This window comes from Paenibacillus sp. FSL M7-0896 (assembly GCF_037975415.1).
GTDB classification, from domain to species: Bacteria; Bacillota; Bacilli; order Paenibacillales; family Paenibacillaceae; genus Paenibacillus_AQ; species Paenibacillus_AQ silagei.
Map to the genome: position 1 here is coordinate 5,728,915 of NZ_CP150250.1, position 20,933 is coordinate 5,749,847.

General features: G+C 52.4%; 9 protein-coding genes. 5 read left to right on the plus strand and 4 right to left on the minus strand.

The features are described from left to right. Positions 1-5: 5 nt before the first annotated feature. Positions 6-941 carry an ABC transporter permease subunit gene (locus MKY12_RS24685; RefSeq protein WP_036725975.1) on the minus strand — a complete coding sequence of 312 codons (936 nt, stop codon included), beginning with the start codon at positions 939-941 and terminating at the stop codon, positions 6-8. A 407-nt stretch (positions 942-1,348) separates the two neighbouring features. Between MKY12_RS24685 and MKY12_RS24690 the strand changes: the two genes are divergently transcribed. After that, the gene (locus tag MKY12_RS24690; protein WP_339311324.1) at positions 1,349-4,702 is read left to right on the plus strand and encodes a cellobiose phosphorylase; all 3,354 of its coding nucleotides are present in this window, start codon (positions 1,349-1,351) and stop codon (positions 4,700-4,702) included. After that, positions 4,671-6,905: a beta-glucosidase BglX gene (gene bglX / locus MKY12_RS24695; protein WP_339311325.1), complete on the plus strand. Its 2,235-nt coding sequence runs from the start codon at positions 4,671-4,673 to the stop codon at positions 6,903-6,905. Before MKY12_RS24690 ends, bglX begins: the two co-directional genes overlap by 32 nt. 113 nt (positions 6,906-7,018) lie before the next feature. Here the strand turns inward: bglX and MKY12_RS24700 are convergent, their stop codons facing one another. After that, a complete protein-coding gene (locus tag MKY12_RS24700; RefSeq protein WP_339311327.1) occupies positions 7,019-8,578 on the minus strand; it encodes an IS1182 family transposase in 1,560 nt (519 codons plus the stop codon). Positions 8,579-8,914: 336 nt separating this feature from the next. Further along, on the minus strand, positions 8,915-9,685 hold the full coding sequence (locus tag MKY12_RS24705; RefSeq protein WP_339311328.1) for a DeoR/GlpR family DNA-binding transcription regulator: 771 nt from the start codon (positions 9,683-9,685) through the stop codon (positions 8,915-8,917). A gap of 780 nt (positions 9,686-10,465) precedes the next feature. Here MKY12_RS24705 and MKY12_RS24710 point away from each other — a divergent pair. From MKY12_RS24710 to MKY12_RS24720, 3 genes are all read left to right on the plus strand, one after another. After that, entirely contained in the window at positions 10,466-11,434 is a 969-nt protein-coding gene (locus MKY12_RS24710; RefSeq protein WP_339311329.1) for a metallophosphoesterase family protein, read from the plus strand. A 25-nt stretch (positions 11,435-11,459) separates the two neighbouring features. Continuing rightward, the gene (locus MKY12_RS24715; RefSeq protein ID WP_036725981.1) at positions 11,460-12,332 is read left to right on the plus strand and encodes an EamA family transporter; all 873 of its coding nucleotides are present in this window, start codon (positions 11,460-11,462) and stop codon (positions 12,330-12,332) included. A gap of 69 nt (positions 12,333-12,401) precedes the next feature. Continuing rightward, the gene (locus tag MKY12_RS24720) at positions 12,402-15,557 is read left to right on the plus strand and encodes an ATP-binding protein (RefSeq protein ID WP_339250608.1); all 3,156 of its coding nucleotides are present in this window, start codon (positions 12,402-12,404) and stop codon (positions 15,555-15,557) included. Between the two features lie 95 nt (positions 15,558-15,652). Here the strand turns inward: MKY12_RS24720 and MKY12_RS24725 are convergent, their stop codons facing one another. Beyond that, positions 15,653-20,923 (minus strand): S-layer homology domain-containing protein, encoded by a 5,271-nt coding sequence (locus tag MKY12_RS24725; protein WP_339250610.1) that lies wholly within the window; start codon positions 20,921-20,923, stop codon positions 15,653-15,655. Between the last annotated feature and the right edge of the window lie 10 nt (positions 20,924-20,933).

Below are 20,933 nucleotides of genomic sequence, written 5' to 3' on the forward strand. Positions count from 1 at the left end.
TTGTCTTAGAACAACGCGCTGTCCGGTTCAACCTTGCGCACAATAAAGTTAACCACAAGCACCAGAACCAGACCGAATAAGGATTGGTAGAAGCCTACCGCAGCACCCATGGAGAAGTTAAATTGTCCTACGAGCGACCTGAAGACATACGTATCTATAATATCCGTCTGCGGATACAGCACGGAGTTTGTTCCAATCAGATTGTAGAAGAGGTCGAAGGAGCCTTTGAGAATTCCGCCCATACCGAACAGGAGGAGCAGAATGAAGGTTGGCTTCAGAATCGGCAGAGTCATATAACGGATACGCTGCCAGGTAGTGGCACCGTCCATATAGGCTGCTTCATAAAGATCATGGTTGATCCCCGTTATAGCTGCCAGATAGACAATCATACCGTAACCGGTACTTGCCCAGATCTTGAATGCTACAATGATGTATTTCCAGATTCCAGCGTCGGAGTAGAACTCAATCTTGTCTAAGCCCGTACTGGTAAGCATCGTATTGATAAACCCGGAGTTGAAATTGAACAGGTTATACGCGAACACACCGACGATAACCATCGAGATGAAGTTCGGAAGCAGAATAACCGACTGGGAGATCTTCTTGAACCACTTGCCTGCAATCTCCGACAGCATGATGGCAAATACAATCTGGATGATGTTACCCAGTGCAAGGAACACCAGATTGTAGAGCAAAGTATTCTTGGTGATATTCCAGAGGTCTCCGTTCTGAATCAGGAACTCGAAATTCTTGAGTCCGATAAAGTCACTGCCAAAGATCCCTTTGTTGAGCTTGTAATCTACGAATGCCACGTAAGCGCCAGGCATTACCGCGTAATGAAACACAGCAAAATACACAATGACAGGCAGCAGCATGAGATACAGCACTTTGTTCTTCAATAATTCCCGGACAACATTTCCGCCCGATTGTACAAATCTTGCCAATGAACCCACCTCCAAATTAAACATTGCATTCCACTGCAACTAATTAAGCATTCTACTGCAACTAATTAACCCTTTTCGACCATATAGAAACGTTTCCATTATTTCTTTGTGTTTCCCCTGCTCAGAGCATACTCCTTCCTTGTATACGCTGTCAAACATTTTTTATTTTTAAATAACAAGTAATAAAATTACATTTCGCTGTACATAATAGATGAAAAGCCGTTTTTTTTATAGATAATTGACTTTTTTCAGTCAAAAGTCTAAACTCGAAATGTATCGCCTATGGAAACGTTTCTATTTATTCTTTACATGGACATGTCAGCCATTTTTTGTGACATCTGATGATGAATTCCCCCGTTCTGATCGATTTCATGTCCTAACTTAAGCACTGGAAAGCGAGGCTCGATATGATATTCAAACAACAAATGAACATGATTACCTTAACCCGGGATGACCTGTCGTATACATTCCTGCCTACAGGAGATATTTTTGAATTCACGCAGGGCTCCACTCTTATTAATCTGTTCCAGGGTAATCCGGCAGAAGGCTCTTCCAATAATATCTATCTGCGCGTATATACGGAGCAAGGAATCCAGAGCTATCCGCTGCTAGGTATTAAGTCGGGCTCCAAGCTGTCCCGTACCGATGACAAACTGATTTTTGAAGGTTCTATAGAAGCAATCAGCTACCGCGTTACCTTCGCACCGGCCAAGGACGGCATCTGGTTCTGGCAGCTTCAGCTCTCCGGCAACGGCGAGACTGTAGATGTAGTGTATGGCCAGGATGTAGGCATTGCAGACAAAGGCGGCATTCTCGCTAATGAGCTGTATATGAGCCAATATCTGGATCACAGCATCTGGGAAGGCCCGCAGGGCTACGCCGTCTGCTCGCGCCAGAACCAGCCGCAGGGAACTAACTTCCCTTATCTTCAGCAGGGTGTAGTCGGCTCGCGGACAGTAGGCTACTCCACGGATGGTATGCAATTCTTCGGCATTTCCTATAAAGGCAGCTATGTGCCTGAGGCGCTTGCTGGCAATCTGCAGAACCGTAATTATCAATACGAGCTGGCTTATACCGCACTCCAGACCGAGACTATGGTCCTGTCGGCTCCCGTTGAATTCGCCTTCTACGGCCTGTTCCGTCCGAATCATCCGGCTGCTGTAACCGGGCTTGAATTCCAGGCTGAGCTGCAGGCAGCTTATGCAGAGATCGACTGGAGCAGCAAGGAAGCCGTGCCAAGCCGGGATGTTCCTGTGCTGAGTGACGACATCGGCAAGCCTTATGTCTCCCCACAGTGGTCACAGGCCGAGATTGATGACACCTTCCCTAACCGGAAGCTTGAGGAGATAGAGAACGGCCAGCTGCTCTCTTTCTTCACAGACGGGCATGTCCATGTGGTTCTGCAGCCTAAGGAGCTGCTTGTGGAACGTCCGCATGGCCATATTATCACCTCGCTGCTGGGCGACAAGCAGGTAGACAACAACCTGATCTCCTCCACTAACTATATGTACGGTCTTTTCAACGGTCAGACCGTGGTGGGGAATACCTCTTTCCATAAAGGGCTCTCTACGCCGCGCGGCCTGCTGAACATTCAACGCAATAGCGGTCAGCGGATCTATGTCCGCATGGACGGGGTTTACCGGATTCTTACACTGCCTGCGGCTTACGAGATGGGCGTGAATTTTGCGAAATGGCATTATCAGCTGGAAGACGATGTACTGACCGTTACTTCGATCGCAGCAGCAGGCCAGCCGGATGTCGCGCTGCAGGTACATTCGAAGCTGGGCAAATCCTATGATTATCTGATCACGAACCAGCTGGTCATGGGCGAGCATGAATTCCAGCATCCGGTACGGGTGGAAGAGAAGGACAGCATCCTGCAGCTTCTTCCTGATGAAGCATTACTTCAGAAGCTTCCTTATCCGGGCCTGCATTTCGATATCCAGCTGCCGGGAACCGCATATACCTACAGCGATGACCGGATGTTCTTTGCCGACAGACAACCGCGCAACGGCACTCTGCTCACCTTGTCGGTAACGCAGTCCTCCGGCTTCCAGCTTGTGATTCAGGGCAGACTTACAGCAGCAGATGCTAATCCACTGGCGGCACCTTACACACTGGAGAAGGAACAGGCAGCGTTTAACGAATTCTACGCTTCGTTCACTTCCGGCTTCCAGCTGGAGCTGGATGGCGCGGAGCAGTCACGGATCGACATTCTGAATGAGACCGCATGGTGGTACACCCATAACGCGATGACCCACTTCATCATGCCGCATGGCCTTGAACAGCCGGGCGGAGCAGCCTGGGGTACACGCGATGTCTGTCAAGGGCCGATGGAATACTTCCTGATGACCCAGCATTATGAGCTGGCCCGCAACGTTCTGCTGAAGATCTATTCGCATCAGCTGTGGGAGAGCAAGGAATGGCCGCAATGGTTCATGTTCGACCAGCATCCGGTTCAGGCTCATGAATGGCATGGCGACGTCGTGCTCTGGCCGCTGAAATGCATCAGCGATTACATCATGGCTACCGGAGACTACACGATTCTTAACGAGAAAATCGGTTATCACCATCTGGCGGATGCTCAGCCAAGCCAGCAGACCGAGACAGTCCTCGAACACGTGAAGGCTGCTGTAGAGACAATCCGTGAACGCTTCGTACCGGGCACAGCTCTGATCAACTATGCCGGCGGCGACTGGGATGACACCCTGCAGCCTGCCAATGAAGCGCTCAAGACCAAGCTGGTTAGCGCATGGACGGTCGCACTCGCCTTCCAGGTGATCCGCAATCTGTCCCAGGTGACTTCTGCCGATCCTGAATTCTCCGCCAGCCTGTCAGCTATGGCCGAAGAGATGAAGGAATCGTTCCGTACCCTTCTGATCAAAGACGGCGTGATCGCCGGCTTCGCTTACTTCCAGGAGGACGGCAGCATTGATTATATGCTTCATCCGCTGGATACAGAGACCGGCATTCATTACCGGTTACTACCTATGACCCGCAGTATTATTGCGGAGCTGGTTACTCCGGATCAGGCGGCAGAGAACCTGCGCCTGATCGACGAGCACCTGAACTGCCCGGACGGCGTGCGCCTGATGGACCGTCCTGCCCGCTATGAAGGCGGCGTAAGCACCATCTTCCGCCGTGCGGAGCAAGCAGCCAGCGTCGGCCGTGAGATCAGCCTGCAATATGTACATGCCCATATCCGCTATATTGAAGCTTCCGCCAAGCTGGGCGAAGCGAAGCGTGCCTGGGATGGCCTGTTCCAGATCAACCCGATCAACATCCGGCAGAGTGTGCCTAATGCCCAGCTGCGCCAGAGTAATATGTACTTCAGCAGCTCGGACGGCGACTTCCCTGACCGCTACAGCTATCAGGAGAACTTCGACCAGCTGCGTGACGGCAGCGTAGAAGTGAAGGGCGGCTGGCGGCTGTACTCCAGCGGTCCCGGGATCTATCTTAATCAGCTGATCTCAGCCGTTCTGGGTATCCGCTTCAGTGAAGAAGAGCTGATTATCGATCCGGTCCTTCCGGCCAGCCTTGACGGCCTGCGCTTCACTTATGAGTGCTTCGGCAAGAAGATGACCTTCGTCTATCACATTAGCGCAGGTGAGGCCCGCACCCCGGAAGTGCAGGCAGCAGGCGTTGCTGTTACCGGTCAGGTACTACCGAATCCATACCGCCCGGGCGCGGTAAGCATTGCCAAGAATCACCTGCTGAGCCTGCCCGGCGATGAGCTGCATATCAGCTGCATATCTATGTAACACAATAACTTTCAGTACGCTTACGAAGGAGTTAGCCATGACTAAACCGTTTATCCAGGATCTCGTGAACGATATGACACTAGACGAGAAGTTAGCCCAGCTTACCCAGCTTGGTCCATACTATTGGGGTCTGGATGATACCGTGGATTTGACGGGTCCATTCAAAGAACTTAATATCGAGCCGCAGGTAATCAAAAGCATCGGAAGCGTTCTGAACGGCATCGGCGCACGGAATGTCATTGAGCTGCAGACCCGGCATCTGGAATCCAGCCGTTTGAAGATCCCGCTGATCTTCATGGCCGATGTCATTCACGGCTACCGGACCATTCTGCCGATTCCGCTCGCCATAGGCTGTTCTTTCGATCTTGATGCCTGTGAGCAGTTCGCTGAAGTAGCTGCGCGGGAGAGCGCTGCCGCCGGCATTCACCTCACCTTCTCTCCGATGACCGACCTCGTACGCGATCCACGCTGGGGCCGGGTCATGGAGACCTCCGGTGAGGACCCTTACCTGAACGCCCGGGTGACTGAGAGCATGGTCCGGGGCTACCAGGGCAAGGACCTGAAGGAGCCGGGGCGGATCGCTGCCTGCGTGAAGCATTTCGCCGGCTACGGCGCGCCTGAAGGCGGCCGTGAATATAACACGGTGGACATGTCCACCGGCGTACTCCGCGAGTTCTATCTGCCAGCCTACAAGGCGGCAGTAGATGCTGGTGTCGCTATGGTGATGGCTGCGTTCAATACCATTGACCGCATTCCGTCCAGCGGCAACAGCAAGCTCCTGCGCGGTATTCTCCGCGAGGAATGGGGCTTCGATGGCGTAACCATCGCTGACTTCAACTCCGTGAACGAGCTGGTGCCCCACGGCGCAGCGCAAGACGGACGTGAAGCTGCCCTGAAGAGCCTGGTAGCGGGACTTGATATTGAGATGATGTCCACCCACTATCTGAACCACGCTGCCTCGCTGGTCCAGGAAGGTCTGCTCGACCTCCGCCTCATCGACGAAGCGGTTACTCGGGTACTGGAGCTTAAGGATGCCCTCGGCCTGTTCGACAATCCGTTCAAGGATGCCGACCCTGTAGCTGACGAAGCCGATAAGCCAAGTCCTGAGCACCTTCAGGCGGCACGCGAGATGGGCGCCCGCTCGATCGTTCTGCTGAAGAACGAAGGCGGAGTCCTGCCGCTGAAGCGCGGGATGAAGATTGGCCTCGCCGGTCCCTTCGCTACCTCGATCAATGTTCTTGGCGGCTGGGCTGGTACCGAGAAAGACCCTGCGGTCTCCCTATACACGGGCATCACGGGCAAAATCCCGGCAGCGGACCTGCTCACAGCCATGACCGGCGAGCTGGGAAGCATGCTGGAGGGTGTATTCGATGTAGAGGATGCTTCCGAAGCGGCTTACGAGCAGCTGAAGGACTGCGATGTCATTCTGGCCGCAGTCGGCGAGAATCAGCAGGATACCGGGGAAGGCGGCAGTAAGGCCAGCCTGCGGCTGTCCGCCAATCAGGAGAAGCTGATCCACCGCCTCAAGGCAACCGGCAAGCCGGTGGTCACCATTGTGTTCAGCGGCCGTCCGCTGGAGCTTGCGCCAGTGCTTGAGTCAAGTGACGCGCTGGTACAGGCCTGGTTCCTCGGCACGGAGTCGGGGAATTCCATTGCAGATGTGCTGTTCGGCGATTATAACCCGTCCGGACGCCTCTCTATGAGCTTCCCTTACTCCGTGGGACAGATTCCGGTGTACTATAACGCTTATCAGACAGGACGCCCTTATGATCCCCAGTATCCGAATGTGCGTTATGTAACCCGCTATCTGGATATTCCGAATGATCCGCTGTTCTGCTTCGGCTACGGCCTGAGCTATTCTACGTTTGCCTACAGCGGCTTTACGGTAGAAGCTGCGGCAGACGGCAAGGCGCTTGCCTCCATCCAGGTGGAGAACACCTCGGAGGTTACCGGCAAGGAGACCGTTCAGCTCTATATCCGCGATGTTACCGCAAGTGTGGTCCGTCCCGGCAAAGAGCTGAAGGGCTTCAAGCAGATTACCCTTGCCCCGCATGAGAAGCAGACGGTGTCCTTCGAGATCACCAGAGACATGCTGATGTTCTACGGCCAGGATGATCAGCTCGTGTTCGAGCCTGGAGACTTCGATATTATGCTCGGTGCCAACTCCAGCGACCATAGCACGCAGCGGATCTGGATCGGCTGACCCTACCCATAGTCATAACAAAGGGGCTGTCCCAAAAGTAGATACTCTGCTGGTGGGAAAAAATCCCATGCCTTCTTAAAAGATTAATTTGTAAGAAAGGGAGCGATTCTCCGTTATTGGAGGATTGCTCCCTTGCGTTTCTGGTCATTCGCTGCTTGCTTCAGCAGGTTGTGAGCAAGCGAAAGCCAACCGACCTCTAGCGTCACTTTTTCCATGCCGCGAAGCAGAAAGCGCCGGAAGCCCCGGTTATTTTTTAATTGTCCAAATACACTTTCCGGCTCCGTCATTCGACGTACGGCCAATAGATAGCCTTCCTCGCTTCGGAGGATTTCTTTCGCCTGTTTCTGGTATCTAAGCCGCTCCAAACTGACTGCGATTTCCCGGTTTCCGCTTCCCTTCGTGCAGTTTTCTTTTAGCGGACAACCTCCGCAGCTTTGACTTTGGTAATGACGCTTCTTAATTTCGTATCCACTCTCTGTGGTTTCCTTGCTCTCTCGTTGGAAATACAGCGGGTGTCCAGCTAAACACGTCCAGCGATCCTCGGATCCGTCGTAGGTCCAGTTCTCGATTTTTCCGACGTCGGCTTTCCAGGCTTTACTCTTTTCTTTGTGGTAGGTGCTGTATTTCACGACGGCCTGTATCTCGCTCTTTTCCAGATAGGCGTAGTTTTCTTCACTTCCATAGCCGGCATCTGCAATGACCGTCTTTGGAAGTTTTCCGAGGAATTGCTTTGTTTTTGCCAGATGTGGTTCTAAACAGCGGGTGTCACCCGGTCTTTGATGTAGACTGTAGGTTAAAATAAATTGGTTTTCGGTCCCGATCTGTAGATTGTAACCTGGCTTCAGTTGGCCATTTCGCATGTGATCTTCTTTCATCCGCATAAACGTTGCCTCGGGATCGGTCTTGCTGAAACTGTTCCGGTCCCCAAGCAGCTTTTGATATTGTTCGTACTTCTGCAGTCGAGGGAGCAAATCCTTACGCAACTTCCCAACCGTCTTTTTTAGGGGCTTGTCTTTCGGTTTTTCGGCAAGCTGAGCTTCAAGCTTTTGCACGGCTTGTTCGAGTTTCTCACTGTCCATTTGCGAACCCGTGCTGAGTTCAGCCAGATCTTTGCCCTGATTCTCTTGTTCTTCCTGCTCTTCCGCTGCTTCAATGTCAGCGAATAGGGCCTGTACCTTATCTTGCAGTTTCGCTTTGTGTTTGCTGACCGCTTTGCTCCAGACAAAGGTGTAGCGATTGGCATTCGCTTCGATCTTAGTTCCGTCCACAAAATAATGCTCCAGAGACACGTATTTTTCGTCAGCCAGAAACTGAAGCACGGCGGTAAATACCGTTTCGAGGACCTTTCTCATCCGCTGGGAACGGAAGCGATTCAGCGTGCGGAAGTCGGGTCGCTGCCGTCCGGCCAGCCACATGAAGGGAATGTTCTCCCGGACCGCTTTGGCGATTTGGCGAGACGAATAGATTCGCTGAGTGTAAGCGTAGATGATGACTTTGGTGAGCATTTTAGGATGGTAGCTGTCACGGCCGCCCCCGGGATAGGCCGCGTCAAAAATGGCGTTGTCCAGCCGATTGACGGCGGCATTCACGACGCGAACGAGGTGATTTTCCGGGATATCTTCTTCCAGATCCATTGGCAAGCAAAGTTGGTCCATGGTATATTGAATGTACAAAGAAACCTCTCCTTTGAAATGGTTGTGTGGTAACTCCATTTTAACAAAAGAGAGGTTTCTTTTTGTGATTTTAGAAAGATTTGAAGAAACTTTTCCCGCTTAAACAGCGGAGAGGACGGAACGATTGTGAAAAAGCGGCAGCGGTCGCCTTGGTCTCCGGATTTTCACCGCTAAGGGGAATGAAAAAAATCTGGAGACCACAGCGACCCAAACAACGGTCCGTTCGCGCAGCGTCCACCCAAGTGCTCACGTTGATCCTACTCCAAAATAAAAAGCTGTCCCAAGCAGCCATTTCATGGCTTTTGGGACAGCCCCTTGATATTGCACAGCTCTGCGTTACGCCCCGGTCAGCAGCTCGATATCGAGCCGGGCAAAGGTATCCTTCCATTCCGCAGAGCAGCCGCTGTCCGTCAGCACCATGGAGATATGCTCGAGCGGAGCAATCTGGGCAAAGGTAGTGATGCCGAATTTGGAATGATCCGCGACCAGAATGGATTCCTCGGCCCGTTCCATCATTTTGCGGGAGATGAGGGCTTCCTCCAGATGGTAGTCGGTGATTCCCTCCGAGAGCGAGATCCCTCCGGCAGAGATGAACGCCTTATTCACCTTGAACTGACCCAGCAGATCATGGGCGGTGCCTCCTACTGCTGCCTGATACCCTGCATTCACCTCACCCCCGGCAAAAATAACCCTCCCCGCAAACTGCTCCAGCGCACAATTCAGCACGGGAACAGAGTTCGTGATCACCGTCACCTGTGTACGGTCCTTAAGCGCGCGCATAATCTCAAGGGTCGTTGTCCCGTTATCGAGGATGACCGTCTCGCCATCTTGAATAAGTGAAGCTGCCAGCCTGCCGATGGCCTGCTTGCCCGGCAGATGCATCTGGGCGCGCTTCATGAACGTAGGCTCATGATTCTCTGAGCGGATTCGCACCGCTCCCCCGTACACCTTGCGCAGCCGGCCTTCCTTCTCCAGCCGGTCAAGATCGCGCCGGATCGTCTCCGTCGTCACCCCGAACCGCTCCGCGAGAAAATGCACCTGCACCTTGCCCTCAAGGTCCAGCTGGGCGAGAATCGTGTGCTTGCGTTCTTCATAGGTCAGCGACATCCAAGCTCCCTCCATCGTTGTAGATTTTATAGTGATTGTATTTTTAATTTCTTTAACTAACTAATGGCTTGCTAAGGGTTTACCGCGCCCGTTTAGTGTGCAAGGGGGAGGCTTAATTGCAATTTGTACAACTAAATCGCCTTATGTGCTGCCAAATCTCCGTTTAGTTGTAGTTCCTGCAATTAAAATGCCTCTATATCTGGATTTTCGCCCATCCGGGAAAATTTAGTTGTACGAACTACAATTAGAAGAGGAAGCCCACCCGTTTCACTGTTTTTAGTTGCACAGAATACACTTATCCCTGTTGCTTTGCTACGAACGCAGCTTCATACCATACCATATTTATGGAATGAAATCACTTGTTTACTTCTGATTCTCTACTAGTTTAGTACAAACAAATGTATGTTGGGTATCCCTAGTTGAAATGTTGTTTCTAGTGTATTGATGTTGTTTTCACCAGTATATGAATCTGAATTCCACTTGTCAATGCGGACCCCTTGCCACAGAAAAATCCTTGGTAGGCATGCAGGTGTGACACACATTGTACTTTATACAGCAGAATGAGCTTTTGCCTAATCTCGTGCTATTTCTATTGCAGAGAATACAACCAGCACGAAATGAAGCTTGACAGAATAACCATCCGAGCCTAAAATCAACATAAAACAACACAAAGAAACATGAATCAACAACGCATTGAATCAACAAACACCGCACTATTACATCACCACACGCCTTACTGCCATACCCATAATCGGATTGACAAGAGAGGGGATTTCCCGCATGAACAGTAAATTATCATTTCGGCCAGACGGTACCTTCACCATCGTACAGTTCACCGACCTCCACTGGATGGATGGAAGAGCAGAGGATCAGCAGACCCGGGAGCTGATGGAGCTGGTGCTGAAGGCGGAGCAGCCGGACCTGGTTATTTTCACAGGGGATACGATCTATACGGGCCCGGTCCGTGAAGGCGAGCTTCCTTGCCAGGACCCCAAGCAGGCCTTCCGCGATGCAGTGGCTGCTGTAGTGAATTCCGGTGTGCCTTGGGCGTTCGTATTCGGCAACCACGACACAGAGAACGGAGTGACCTACAGCGAGCTGATGGAGATTGCTCAGGAGTCCCCGCACTGCCTGGCTGAGGCTGGTCCGGCGGAGCTTGCCGGTTCAGGTAATTACGTCCTGGAGATTGAAGGCGCGGGCAATCATGCGGGAGCCATCCTCTATATGCTGGATACGGGCGCTTACTCCCCGTTGGAGCAGATTCCCGGGTATAGCTGGGTCCGGCGTAACCAGATGGATTGGCTGGCAGAGCAGTCTGCGCGGCTGAATCCCGGAGAAGGTCAAGCGAAGCGTCCTGCGCTGGCGTTCTTCCATATCCCGCTGCCCGAATATGACCAGATGTGGAACACCGAAGTCTGTTACGGACACAAGTATGAACGGGTCTGCGCCCCGGTTCTGAATTCAGGGTTATTCGCTACGCTCATAGAGATGGGCGATGTGGCAGGCACCTTTTGCGGACATGACCATATCAATGATTTCACCGGCACACTGCATGGCATCCGCCTCAGCTATGGCCGGGCAACCGGCTATAATACTTACGGGCACGACAACCTCAAGCGGGGCGCGCGCGTCATCCGTCTAGAGCAGGACCATCCGTCCTTCGATACCTGGCTCCGGCTGGCAGACGGCTCCCGGTGCACTGAACAGCCTGCCCATATACCTCTCTCTGCTGCCGATTCACAACACTAACTACTTCCTGAGGGGTTGACTATCCATGCTGCTGCCAATTCTTTTGGTGCTGGCTTCCGGAATGTGCCACGCAGTGTGGAGCATGTTCACCAAAAGAAGCCTGAATAAAAGCATTTTCCTGTGGTCGATCATGATGGTCTCCACAGTGCTGCTGCTGCCGGTCCTGCTTATCGAGCTGTGGACACAGCCGCTGGCCGCCGGTGCTTACGCCCTGCTGCTGCTGTCTGTGGCGCTGCAGGCCTTATATTCCTGGCTTTTATCCATAACCTATGAGATGGGCGACCTGTCCCAGATCTACCCGGTGATGCGGGGAACGAGCACACTGCTGATCCCATTGATCGGCGTTATTTTTCTGAAGGAATCCTTATCTGTCTATGGCTGGATCGGGATCTGCTGCATGCTCGGCGGCTTCGCTGTCCTCAGCGGAATCGGCGCAAGAAGAAGCCTCCCGGCTTCCTCCGGCTCCGGCACCACCTTAGGCTACTACACACCGATACTCATGGCCCTCTGCGTAGGATTATGCACCACCTGCTACGTGTTCGTCGATAAGCTGAACCTTCAGCATATGTCGCCGCTGGCGCTGCTTGAGGTAACCAATATCGGCTTCGTGGCCGGACTGACCCCCGCGGTCCTGAGATCGCGGAAGCTGCTTGAAGAGTGGCGCCGCAACAAATTCACCATCCTGCTGGGCAGCGTGCTGAATCCGGGCTCCTATCTGCTGTTCCTGTTCGCACTTCAGCAAGCACCGCTCGCCCACATCAGCCCGCTGAGAGAGATCGGAACCATATTCGCTACGCTCCTCGGTGTGCTGCTCTTGAAGGAGCGGCAGGGCCTGCGGCGGATGATATGCTCGGTCGTCATTTTCTGCGGAATTCTGCTAATTGGCATCTGGGGGTAAGCAGGATAACTATCACAGATGTCGAATTGAAACCGTATGATGAACATAACCTCGATGAGTACACACCTAATGAAGGCAAAAGCCAGATTCAACCCTAAGCATGCCCTATTGCTGCTTCTCTACTTAACCATTCTGATCAGTCTGCGCTATCTGTGGTTCAATGCCAATACGGCGTCTGAGCATCCCGAGGCACAGCAAGGTGTGCTGGATATGCGGGGCTGGGACTTCGTGAATTCCCCGTCCATCCAGCTGGATGGAGAATGGGAGTTCTATCCCGGCCAGCTCCTGGGCTATGAGGATTCCGCCCTACTTGCTGCGGCCACACCGCATGTTGTCCTGGTTCCCGGTGACTGGAGCAGCGGCTTCCCGGAAGGGGAGCAATCCTCTCTGGGCTATGGTACATACAAGCTGCGTATCCTTATAGATCCGTCACAGACCGAGCCTTACGGCTTCTGGATTCAGCGGATTCAGGCCACCTCCAGCATCGATATTAACGAGCAGAGAGAGACCAGCTTCGGGAAGCTGTCCACGGATAGCGGGGACTATATCCCTAAGGCGGTCTCTTACACCGCAGCCTACGAGAATCCGGGAAGACAGGAGATTGTTCTCCTCGTCCGGGCAGCCAACTACGACCATCCGCTGGAGGGCGGGATTGTGAGGTCGATCCGTTTCGGCTCCCAAGCAGCGGTGGATAGCGAGCGGATGTATTCACTCGGCTTCCAGCTGGTGGCGTTCATGATCATGCTGCTGCATGCGCTGTATGCGGGGATTTTATTCTTTTTTAACCGGAAGCAGCGGGCGTTCCTGCTCTTCTTCCTCCTGCTGATGGCAGTAGCAACTACCATTGTAGCCGATAACGATACGATTCTCCTGCTTTGGTTCCCCATTAACTATACCTGGGCACTGAAGCTCAAAATGCTGGCCTATCCTGCGTTGTCCCTGTTCATGCTACTGCTGACGCGCAGCTTCTCTGCCTACGAGCGCCCCGGCCGTCTGTTCAAAATCTATCTGCTGGGTCTCCTGGTCTATACCGCCTATGTTCTGATCTTACCGGCACATTACGTGGTCTATGCCAGACCCTTCTTCTCCGTCTTCTACCTGTTTCCGGTAGCCGGAGTCATCTATTCTATCGGCCGGATGGTGATGCGGCAGGAGCAGGATTCCTTCTTCCTGCTGTTTGCTGCCGCCGCTATCGGCTCCAGCGTCATTGGCGGGGCCATGGAATCCAATGCCAAGGGAAGTATCCTATATTATCCTATAGATGTCATTGCCGCAATTATTGGCTTCTCCTCCTACTGGTTCAAGCGGTACTTCCGCAATGCAGAGGAGAACCGGCTGCTCAACCAGCAACTGAAGGAGAGCGACCAGAAGAAGGACGAATTCCTGGCGAATACCTCCCATGAGCTGCGGACACCGCTGCACGGCATTATCAGCATTGCCCAGACTGTAGCCTCCAAGGAACAACAGGTGCTGGACGAACAGAGCTCTAAGGATCTGGAGCTGCTCATTACGATCAGCCACAGGATGTCCCTGATGCTTAACGATCTGCTCGATGTGACCCGTCTGCAGGAGAAGCGGATTGTGCTGCAGCGTGAGCCGCTGGCCATGGGTTCACTGGTCTCGGGCGTACTGGGGATGTTCGAATTCATGATCGAAGGCAAACGCCTGCAGCTGCGTAATGAGCTGCCCGCTTCATTGCCCCCGGTCTGGGGCGATGAGAAGCGGATTGTGCAGATTCTGTATAACCTGCTGCACAATGCCATCAAATACACGCAGGCCGGAACAGTCACCGTCTCCGCCGTTAACGACGGCAAGCTTGCTTGGATTAGTGTAGCCGATACCGGGGCAGGGATCGACAAGGAGACGCAGGCGCGGATCTTCTCGCCCTATGAACAGGGCAGCAAAGGCATCATTGACGGAGGCGGCATCGGTCTGGGCTTAAGCATCAGCAAGCAGCTGACGGAGCTGCACGGGGGAGACCTTACACTAGACTCTGAGCCGGGAAAAGGGTCCGTGTTCACCTTCACTCTTCCACTGGCCTCCTCTGCCGGGGCCCGGGAGAGGACGGGTCAGGATACAGATGCCGCAAGGCAGCCGGACAACCCGGATCTGAAGGGACTGCTGCTTGAGGAGAACCGGCTGCTATTACAACAGTCCGATATCCGCAATCTCACAGTCCCTATAGAGTTAACGGCTCCGCCGCAGATACAGGACGCCACTCAGTCGGCCAAGTCTCTGATCCTAGCTGTCGATGATGATCCGGTCAATCTGAAGGTGCTCTCCAGCATGCTCTCGGCAGAGCATTATCAATTGGTCACCGCCACCAGCGCCGGGGAAGCCTTGGAGCTGCTTGGCACCGAGCCGTGGGATCTGCTGATCGCCGATGTGATGATGCCGTATATGTCCGGCTATGAATTAACACGGATCGTCCGGCAGCGCTTCTCCCTCTCGGAGCTGCCGATCCTGCTGCTCACCGCCCGCAACCAGCCGGCGGACATCTACACCGGCTTCCTGGCCGGAGCCAACGATTATGTCGCCAAGCCGGTGGACGCGCTGGAGCTGAAGTACCGGGTCCGCTCGCTGACCGGACTGAAGCAGTCCATCAACCAGAGCCTGCGGATGGAGGCAGCTTACCTGCAGGCTCAGATTCAGCCGCACTTCCTGTTCAACACGCTGAACGCGCTGATGGCGCTGAGTGAATTCGACCAGCCGAAGATGCGCGATCTCGGAGAAGCCTTCTCCTCCTACCTGCGCATCAGCTTCGATTATATGAACTCCCAGCAGCTCGTCGGATTATCCCATGAGCTGGAGCTGGTAGAATCCTATCTCTTCATTGAGAAGGCCCGCTTCGAGGAACGTCTGCAGATCGAATGGGAGGTTGATCCCGGCATCGAGCTGCTGCTTCCTCCGCTCACCCTACAGCCGCTGGTGGAGAATGCGGTCAGACACGGCCTGCTGAGCCGCAAAGCCGGAGGCAAGCTCCAGGTCCGCATTCACCGCCAGAAGGGATACACCTCCTTCGAAGTGGAGGACAACGGCAAGGGCATGAGCGGGGAACAGGTGGCCCGTCTGCTCGACGACACCTTCCGGGCCCACCGCGGCATCGGCCTGCTGAACACCAACCGGCGCCTGACTCAGCTCTACGGCGAAGGCCTCGTCATCCGCAGCCAGCCCGAAGTTGGCACTACGGTATCCTTTGTGATTCCTGAGCGGAGGCGGGAGTGATCCTGTAGTTATACAGCTCAGACTTTTGACCACAACACAAAGCAGCGATTCTCCAATACCGGGAGAACCGCTGCTTTTTTGAGTTTAGATATCATTCAGTATTTCAACTGATATAACCGGTAGATCAAGGCCGCAGCCTCTGCTTTACTGGCGGTCTGGGCAGGACGGAAGCTCTGATCCCCGAAGCCTTCGAACAGATGCATACTCTTGGTCAATGCCACACTGGATGCCGCCCATTTCGATATTTTGGCTCCATCTGTGAAGGAGGCAATCAATGCTTCCGGCTGGGCAACAGCCGATTTGCCGTTATACGTTGTAAGTGCCCGTGCAAGCATCGTTGCAATCTCCTCACGGGTGATGGTTGCCTCAGGGTCAAAAGCTGCCGGTGATTTACCGTTAATGATCCCTGCTGCGTAAGCTGCAGCAATCTCATCCGCATAAGGATTCGTTGTCTTGATATCCTTAAACGGCAAGACCATTCCCTCACCATTCAGTCCGTAAGCTCTGGCGATCATTGCCGCGAACTGCTCACGGGTAATCTTGTCAGATGGAGCAAATGCTCCGCCTTCGTCCAGGACTCCCTTGGTCAACAGGTAGTTGATCTCTTTCACTGCCCAGTGACTGGCAGGCACATCTGTGAATACAGCAGCTCCAAGCATCACAGTGTACTTGCTGAAGTGTCCTCTCGGCGCAGTTACAGTTTGAGTAACAGGATCATATTTACCCCCAACCGCTTCCCAGGTAAGACTCTCCTCATTCAGGACGTACACGGTCAGATTCTCCAGATTCGCCTCCGAATATTTCGAAATATCAATGGCTGACACATCAAAGGTCACATCGATCGGCTTAGCGAAGCTCTTCACCGGCTGGCCGTCAACAGAAGCACTGAATTCCATCACTGGGATGTTAGCCAGCGGTTCTGCCTGACGGGGTTTGTTAATCACAGCATTCTGTACAACTTCTGCTGCCAGATTAATCTTCTGGCCTGCCTCAACCTTACCGAAGGTATCCGGCTCAATGGTAAATGCCGTCTGATCCATTTGAATCTTCAATCCGGCAATATCATTCTCCCGCACCAGGGTAAGAATCTCGGAGGGAAGCGTGGTGTTGAGCTTATGAACCCCTTTATCCACCGGAGGTACCTTCACCGTCAGGCTCAGCTTCAGGTCAGCAGCTGTTCCGGCCCCAAGCTTGCTTGTCAGCTCTCCAGCGACTGATGCTAATGCCTGCTTGGCCGTTTCAATATGTGCGCTGATGAATCCCGAATCCAGCTGTGAAGAGACGGCATTTCCTTCTACAGTTACATTTTCTTTGGCAATTGTAACTTCGCCAGCCTTGTTAAGCGCGGCCTGGCTGGAATGAATAACAGCATCCTTCAGCTTCTGAACCTCTTCAGCCTTGATGCCCTGCGCGTTATTCAGCACCGCAGCCGCATTATTAATAAGGGCCTGGGCAACCTCTACTGCCTTGCTGGAGCTATCCAGCTTGTTCAGTAAATAAGGCGCACTTCCTATCAATTGAGTAATTGAACTCACAATCTTCTGTTTCTCTGCGGAATCCTGAATAGTTCCCAGCAGCTGCGCTGCTGTATCCATGGCCTGAGACAGACTCTTACTGTTCTGTTCAGCTTGTGCAGGCGTATTAGCCGATTTGAGTGACTCGGCAATGCTGGACAGCGCATTCTGTGCTGCCGTGGCTTTCTCTGCTGCAGAGCCGGAAGTATTCTTCAGCAAGTCTTGCAGCTTGTCATTCTGCTGCTGAACATTCGCGTCATTCCCTGTTACCGCAGCCGGAACGGGAGCAGCCGGTGTTGCTGCAGGTCCAGGTGCTCCTGGCCCGCTTCCTCCTGGTGCCGGTGCAGGATTTGGATTCGTACCGGTGTTGCCGCCGCTACCACCATTATCGCTTCCCGGCGGGTTCGGGGCCGGATTAACCACAGTACCTCCAGACGACTCCAGGATTACTTTTTTGTCCAGGGTATAGGTCTGTCCATCAATAGTCATCGAAGCTTTGATCACATAAGTACCGTCCGTCAAAAATTTGTTATCTGCATAATTATAAGAGACCGCCATTAGCGGGTAGCCTTGTATCGTCTCTGTAGAGAGCACTTTCCCCGCTTCGTCCTGAAGCTCATAGGTAGCCTTGTCCGGGGACAGACTCTTGCTGCCTCTGCTTGATCCGCCATTGGCAACCAGAATTTGCGGCTTCTTGATTTGTCCGATGGAGTTGCCTGCCGTATCGACCAGTCCAATCTCAAGCAAGGTCGTACCTGCGGGCCGGATTAATTTTCCATTCTGCAACCCTACAATATCCAGCCCTTTCAAGGCCGGTGGCGCAATCTGGGTTAGTGTGCCTGCTTGCAGCGTTCCAGGTGCGAAATGAATATCGTACTGGTATTCGATGGCACCCTTGATTTGGTCTACAGATACTACTACATCGCCAGGGGTAACTTGTACCTGATTGGCATTGAACGCATAGCCCTGGAGTGTCGATTGGCCCGCAGTCGTATATTTAACCGCATAGATGGTCCCCGATTCAGGCGCCACCAGCGTAGCCAGCGCGGACGCACTATCATCCATCGACAAGCTATTGTCTCCTGCACCGATTACCACCTGATCATGGTATACAAAAGTGTCCGACCGGGTATGTGCCAGCATGCTGTAGGTTCCTTGAGTTGCGTAGAAATAATTCTCACCTGCAGGATTACTGTCGATCACATAAGGAATGTAATCAGCTCCTGGCAAATCCCTGCGCACTACATACAGCTCGTCTGTCGGCTGATCTAATAGAACCTTGCTGACTTCCTGAAGCTCTTGTCTTGCATCCAGCACCAGCGAATAATCCTTGCCGGGTTCTGTGTTAATGGAGCCATACATGTAGTAACCATATTTGGACTCAACTCCATTATGGCTTCTGTTGTAGCGTATGAAATCAACATCTACGGCAGAAGGAGAATCTACTACCAGGAATCCCTGTGATCCGGGAGTGCGAATGTAAGAAGAGGCGGTAGCAGAAGTTCCGTCGCTTCTTTTCACTATAGCCTGGATATTCGCATTATCGAGCGGAATCCCGCCCGCATAGTTCCCGCCTTCCGCCTTATCGAGACCCCGTACACGGATGACAGCCTGCGATTGCGGATCAATGATCGCTACGTACACACTTTTAGCTAAATAATCAGTCTTCTTAAAATACAGCTCACCTATATAAGAAGCCTTGTCAGCCGGAATGGTGAACGTTCCCTGCTCATCGGTGGTGCCAAGCACCTCCTCATAACGGCGGATCTGCACTCCTGCCACCGGTTGCCCCTGGGCACCCGTATCATGCTGGCGTACAGTAATCGTTACCTTCTGCGCCTGGTCAACGGTCAGGTATGGCTTGTCTACCAGATCCACCAGCTTGCCGTCATTGCCTCTAATCTCAATATCCAATTCGTTCTTCGGCAGAACCTTCAGCTCAGCCTCACTCAGTAAGTCCCCCTGAACATAACCATTATTTATCCAGGTGTTTGGGAATAATTGAACCTTATACGTGCCTGATTTGGCAGGCTTCCAATTCCGCATGTTGATTCGCTGCGGATTGCCTTCCTGTTCCTCAGTAGACCAATACAGAGAGTCATCCGAGATCACTGCACCGCTCTCATCTGTGATGACCAGCTTATAATTACTGCTGAGATCAAGACGATTCTCGTACTCATCTGTCACCTTCACCAGAACATCTACACTCTCGCCCAGAACTACCTGATTGCGGAGTTCAGCCTCGTCATAATAATTGGAACCCGGAACCCGGAAGCTGATTCCGGCCTTATAAGTACTGCCTCCACGGATCGTATACTCATCGTCAACCGGAGTGAAGTATGAACTCAATACAAGTTCATTCGGGTTGCTGTTAGAATCCGCACCGCCAAAAGTAGTGTTTGCCGTCAAGCGGTGAATTTCTTCACCCTTAGGTACATACAGATGATCGCCTACAGCAAGATTCATACTGATCTGGTTATAGTTATATCTTTCGTTCAGATAAGAGATGTTTATTTTACCACGTCCCATCCCCATAGCCGGTATCTGAAGTTGCAGCTTGCTGAAATCCCGGGAATGTCCATCATAGAATATTTCATGTTTTGCTTCAGTCGGCGTGATTTTATTGCGGAATAAGATATTGACGCCGGTATCACGATTTCTAGCAAGCGACGTGAATTCATATTCCTTATTCTTCTCAAGATAGATACTTTGCCCGAAAAAGAGCTTAGCACCTCTCGCATCGCCAATCTGCTTGTACCTGGTATTATCAATGAGAGAATAGTTCTCTACATATACAGGCTCACCGTCCAAGGAGGCACGGAAGCTGATCCGGCTGTAGTCACTGGCATCTTTGATGATTTCTTTGTGTAGCCCGTCTTCCGTTGCGTACAATGAAGAGGCAGGAAGCTGGAACATGTAAGCTTCACGGTCCTCAGTGGCTATATAAGCTTTATAGTCTCCAGACACCTCTCCCGTTCTGAATACCAGCACCGTATATCCCGGTACAGCAAACTGATTCACCATTCCACTGAGTCCGGAGTTAGTCAGGAACGGCTGAGTGAACAGCTTCCCCTTGGCATCCAGATAACGGACAGCCACCATATATGTACCCGCTTGCTCCCGGTCAGTTACATAGATAGGCTTAGCCTCATACTGTTCGCTTCCCTGCTTAAGCAATACGAACATTACCGGACTATTCATAGATAATTGATGATTATCCCTAAGCTGAATCTGTCCGTTCGCATCCGTGGTATAGTTGTAAGACTGATAATTCATCCATACCGCCACAGACCCATTCACAAGCGGAACACCATTATTCAGGATGGTAAGCCTTACATTCTTATCATCGCTGCGGATCTCCGATTGTGTAGCACTTTCATATGTATTGGAATCCTTAGTCATCCGTTCTACAGAGATTTCAATCCCCGTAGCTGAAGGCACCCGGATGCTCTGCGGGGGTGTCACCACCAGCCCCTGCTCGCCCGTATATTCGGCATGAAGAGAATATTCCTCACCGGCAGCCAGCCCTTCAAAAGAAAGATAATTGTACTCCATAGAAGTATACACTGCATCCAGCACAGTCAGCTTGGCTTCACTTCTCGCCTTCACCTTACTGGCTATCTGGGCATCTTCTTTCATAAGTACGAACTTAACCTCATTTAGAACCTTAAGATCGCTATAAGTCACATCTACTACACTATTGACCGTAATCCTTTGTGTCCCGTCCGGGAGCCTGTCGTTAGAGACTACCCCTGCCCTGAACGGGGCGGCTGATACCTCAAGCACACTTAAAAACGATAATAATACGACCATAACCATGGAAACTGCCGTTCTTAATTTCTTCGAATACATATTCCATCTC

What these genes read in the sequence shown, in the direction of transcription:
- MKY12_RS24690 (WP_339311324.1), top strand. Translation starts at nt 1,349, where the DNA reads ATGATATTCAAACAACAAATGAACATGATTACCTTAACCCGGGATGAC.
- MKY12_RS24705 (WP_339311328.1), bottom strand. Translation starts at nt 9,685, where the DNA reads ATGTCGCTGACCTATGAAGAACGCAAGCACACGATTCTCGCCCAGCTG.
- MKY12_RS24715 (WP_036725981.1), top strand. Translation starts at nt 11,460, where the DNA reads ATGCTGCTGCCAATTCTTTTGGTGCTGGCTTCCGGAATGTGCCACGCA.
- MKY12_RS24720 (WP_339250608.1), top strand. Translation starts at nt 12,402, where the DNA reads ATGAAGGCAAAAGCCAGATTCAACCCTAAGCATGCCCTATTGCTGCTT.
- bglX (WP_339311325.1), top strand. Translation starts at nt 4,671, where the DNA reads ATGAGCTGCATATCAGCTGCATATCTATGTAACACAATAACTTTCAGT.
- MKY12_RS24710 (WP_339311329.1), top strand. Translation starts at nt 10,466, where the DNA reads ATGAACAGTAAATTATCATTTCGGCCAGACGGTACCTTCACCATCGTA.
- MKY12_RS24725 (WP_339250610.1), bottom strand. Translation starts at nt 20,923, where the DNA reads ATGTATTCGAAGAAATTAAGAACGGCAGTTTCCATGGTTATGGTCGTA.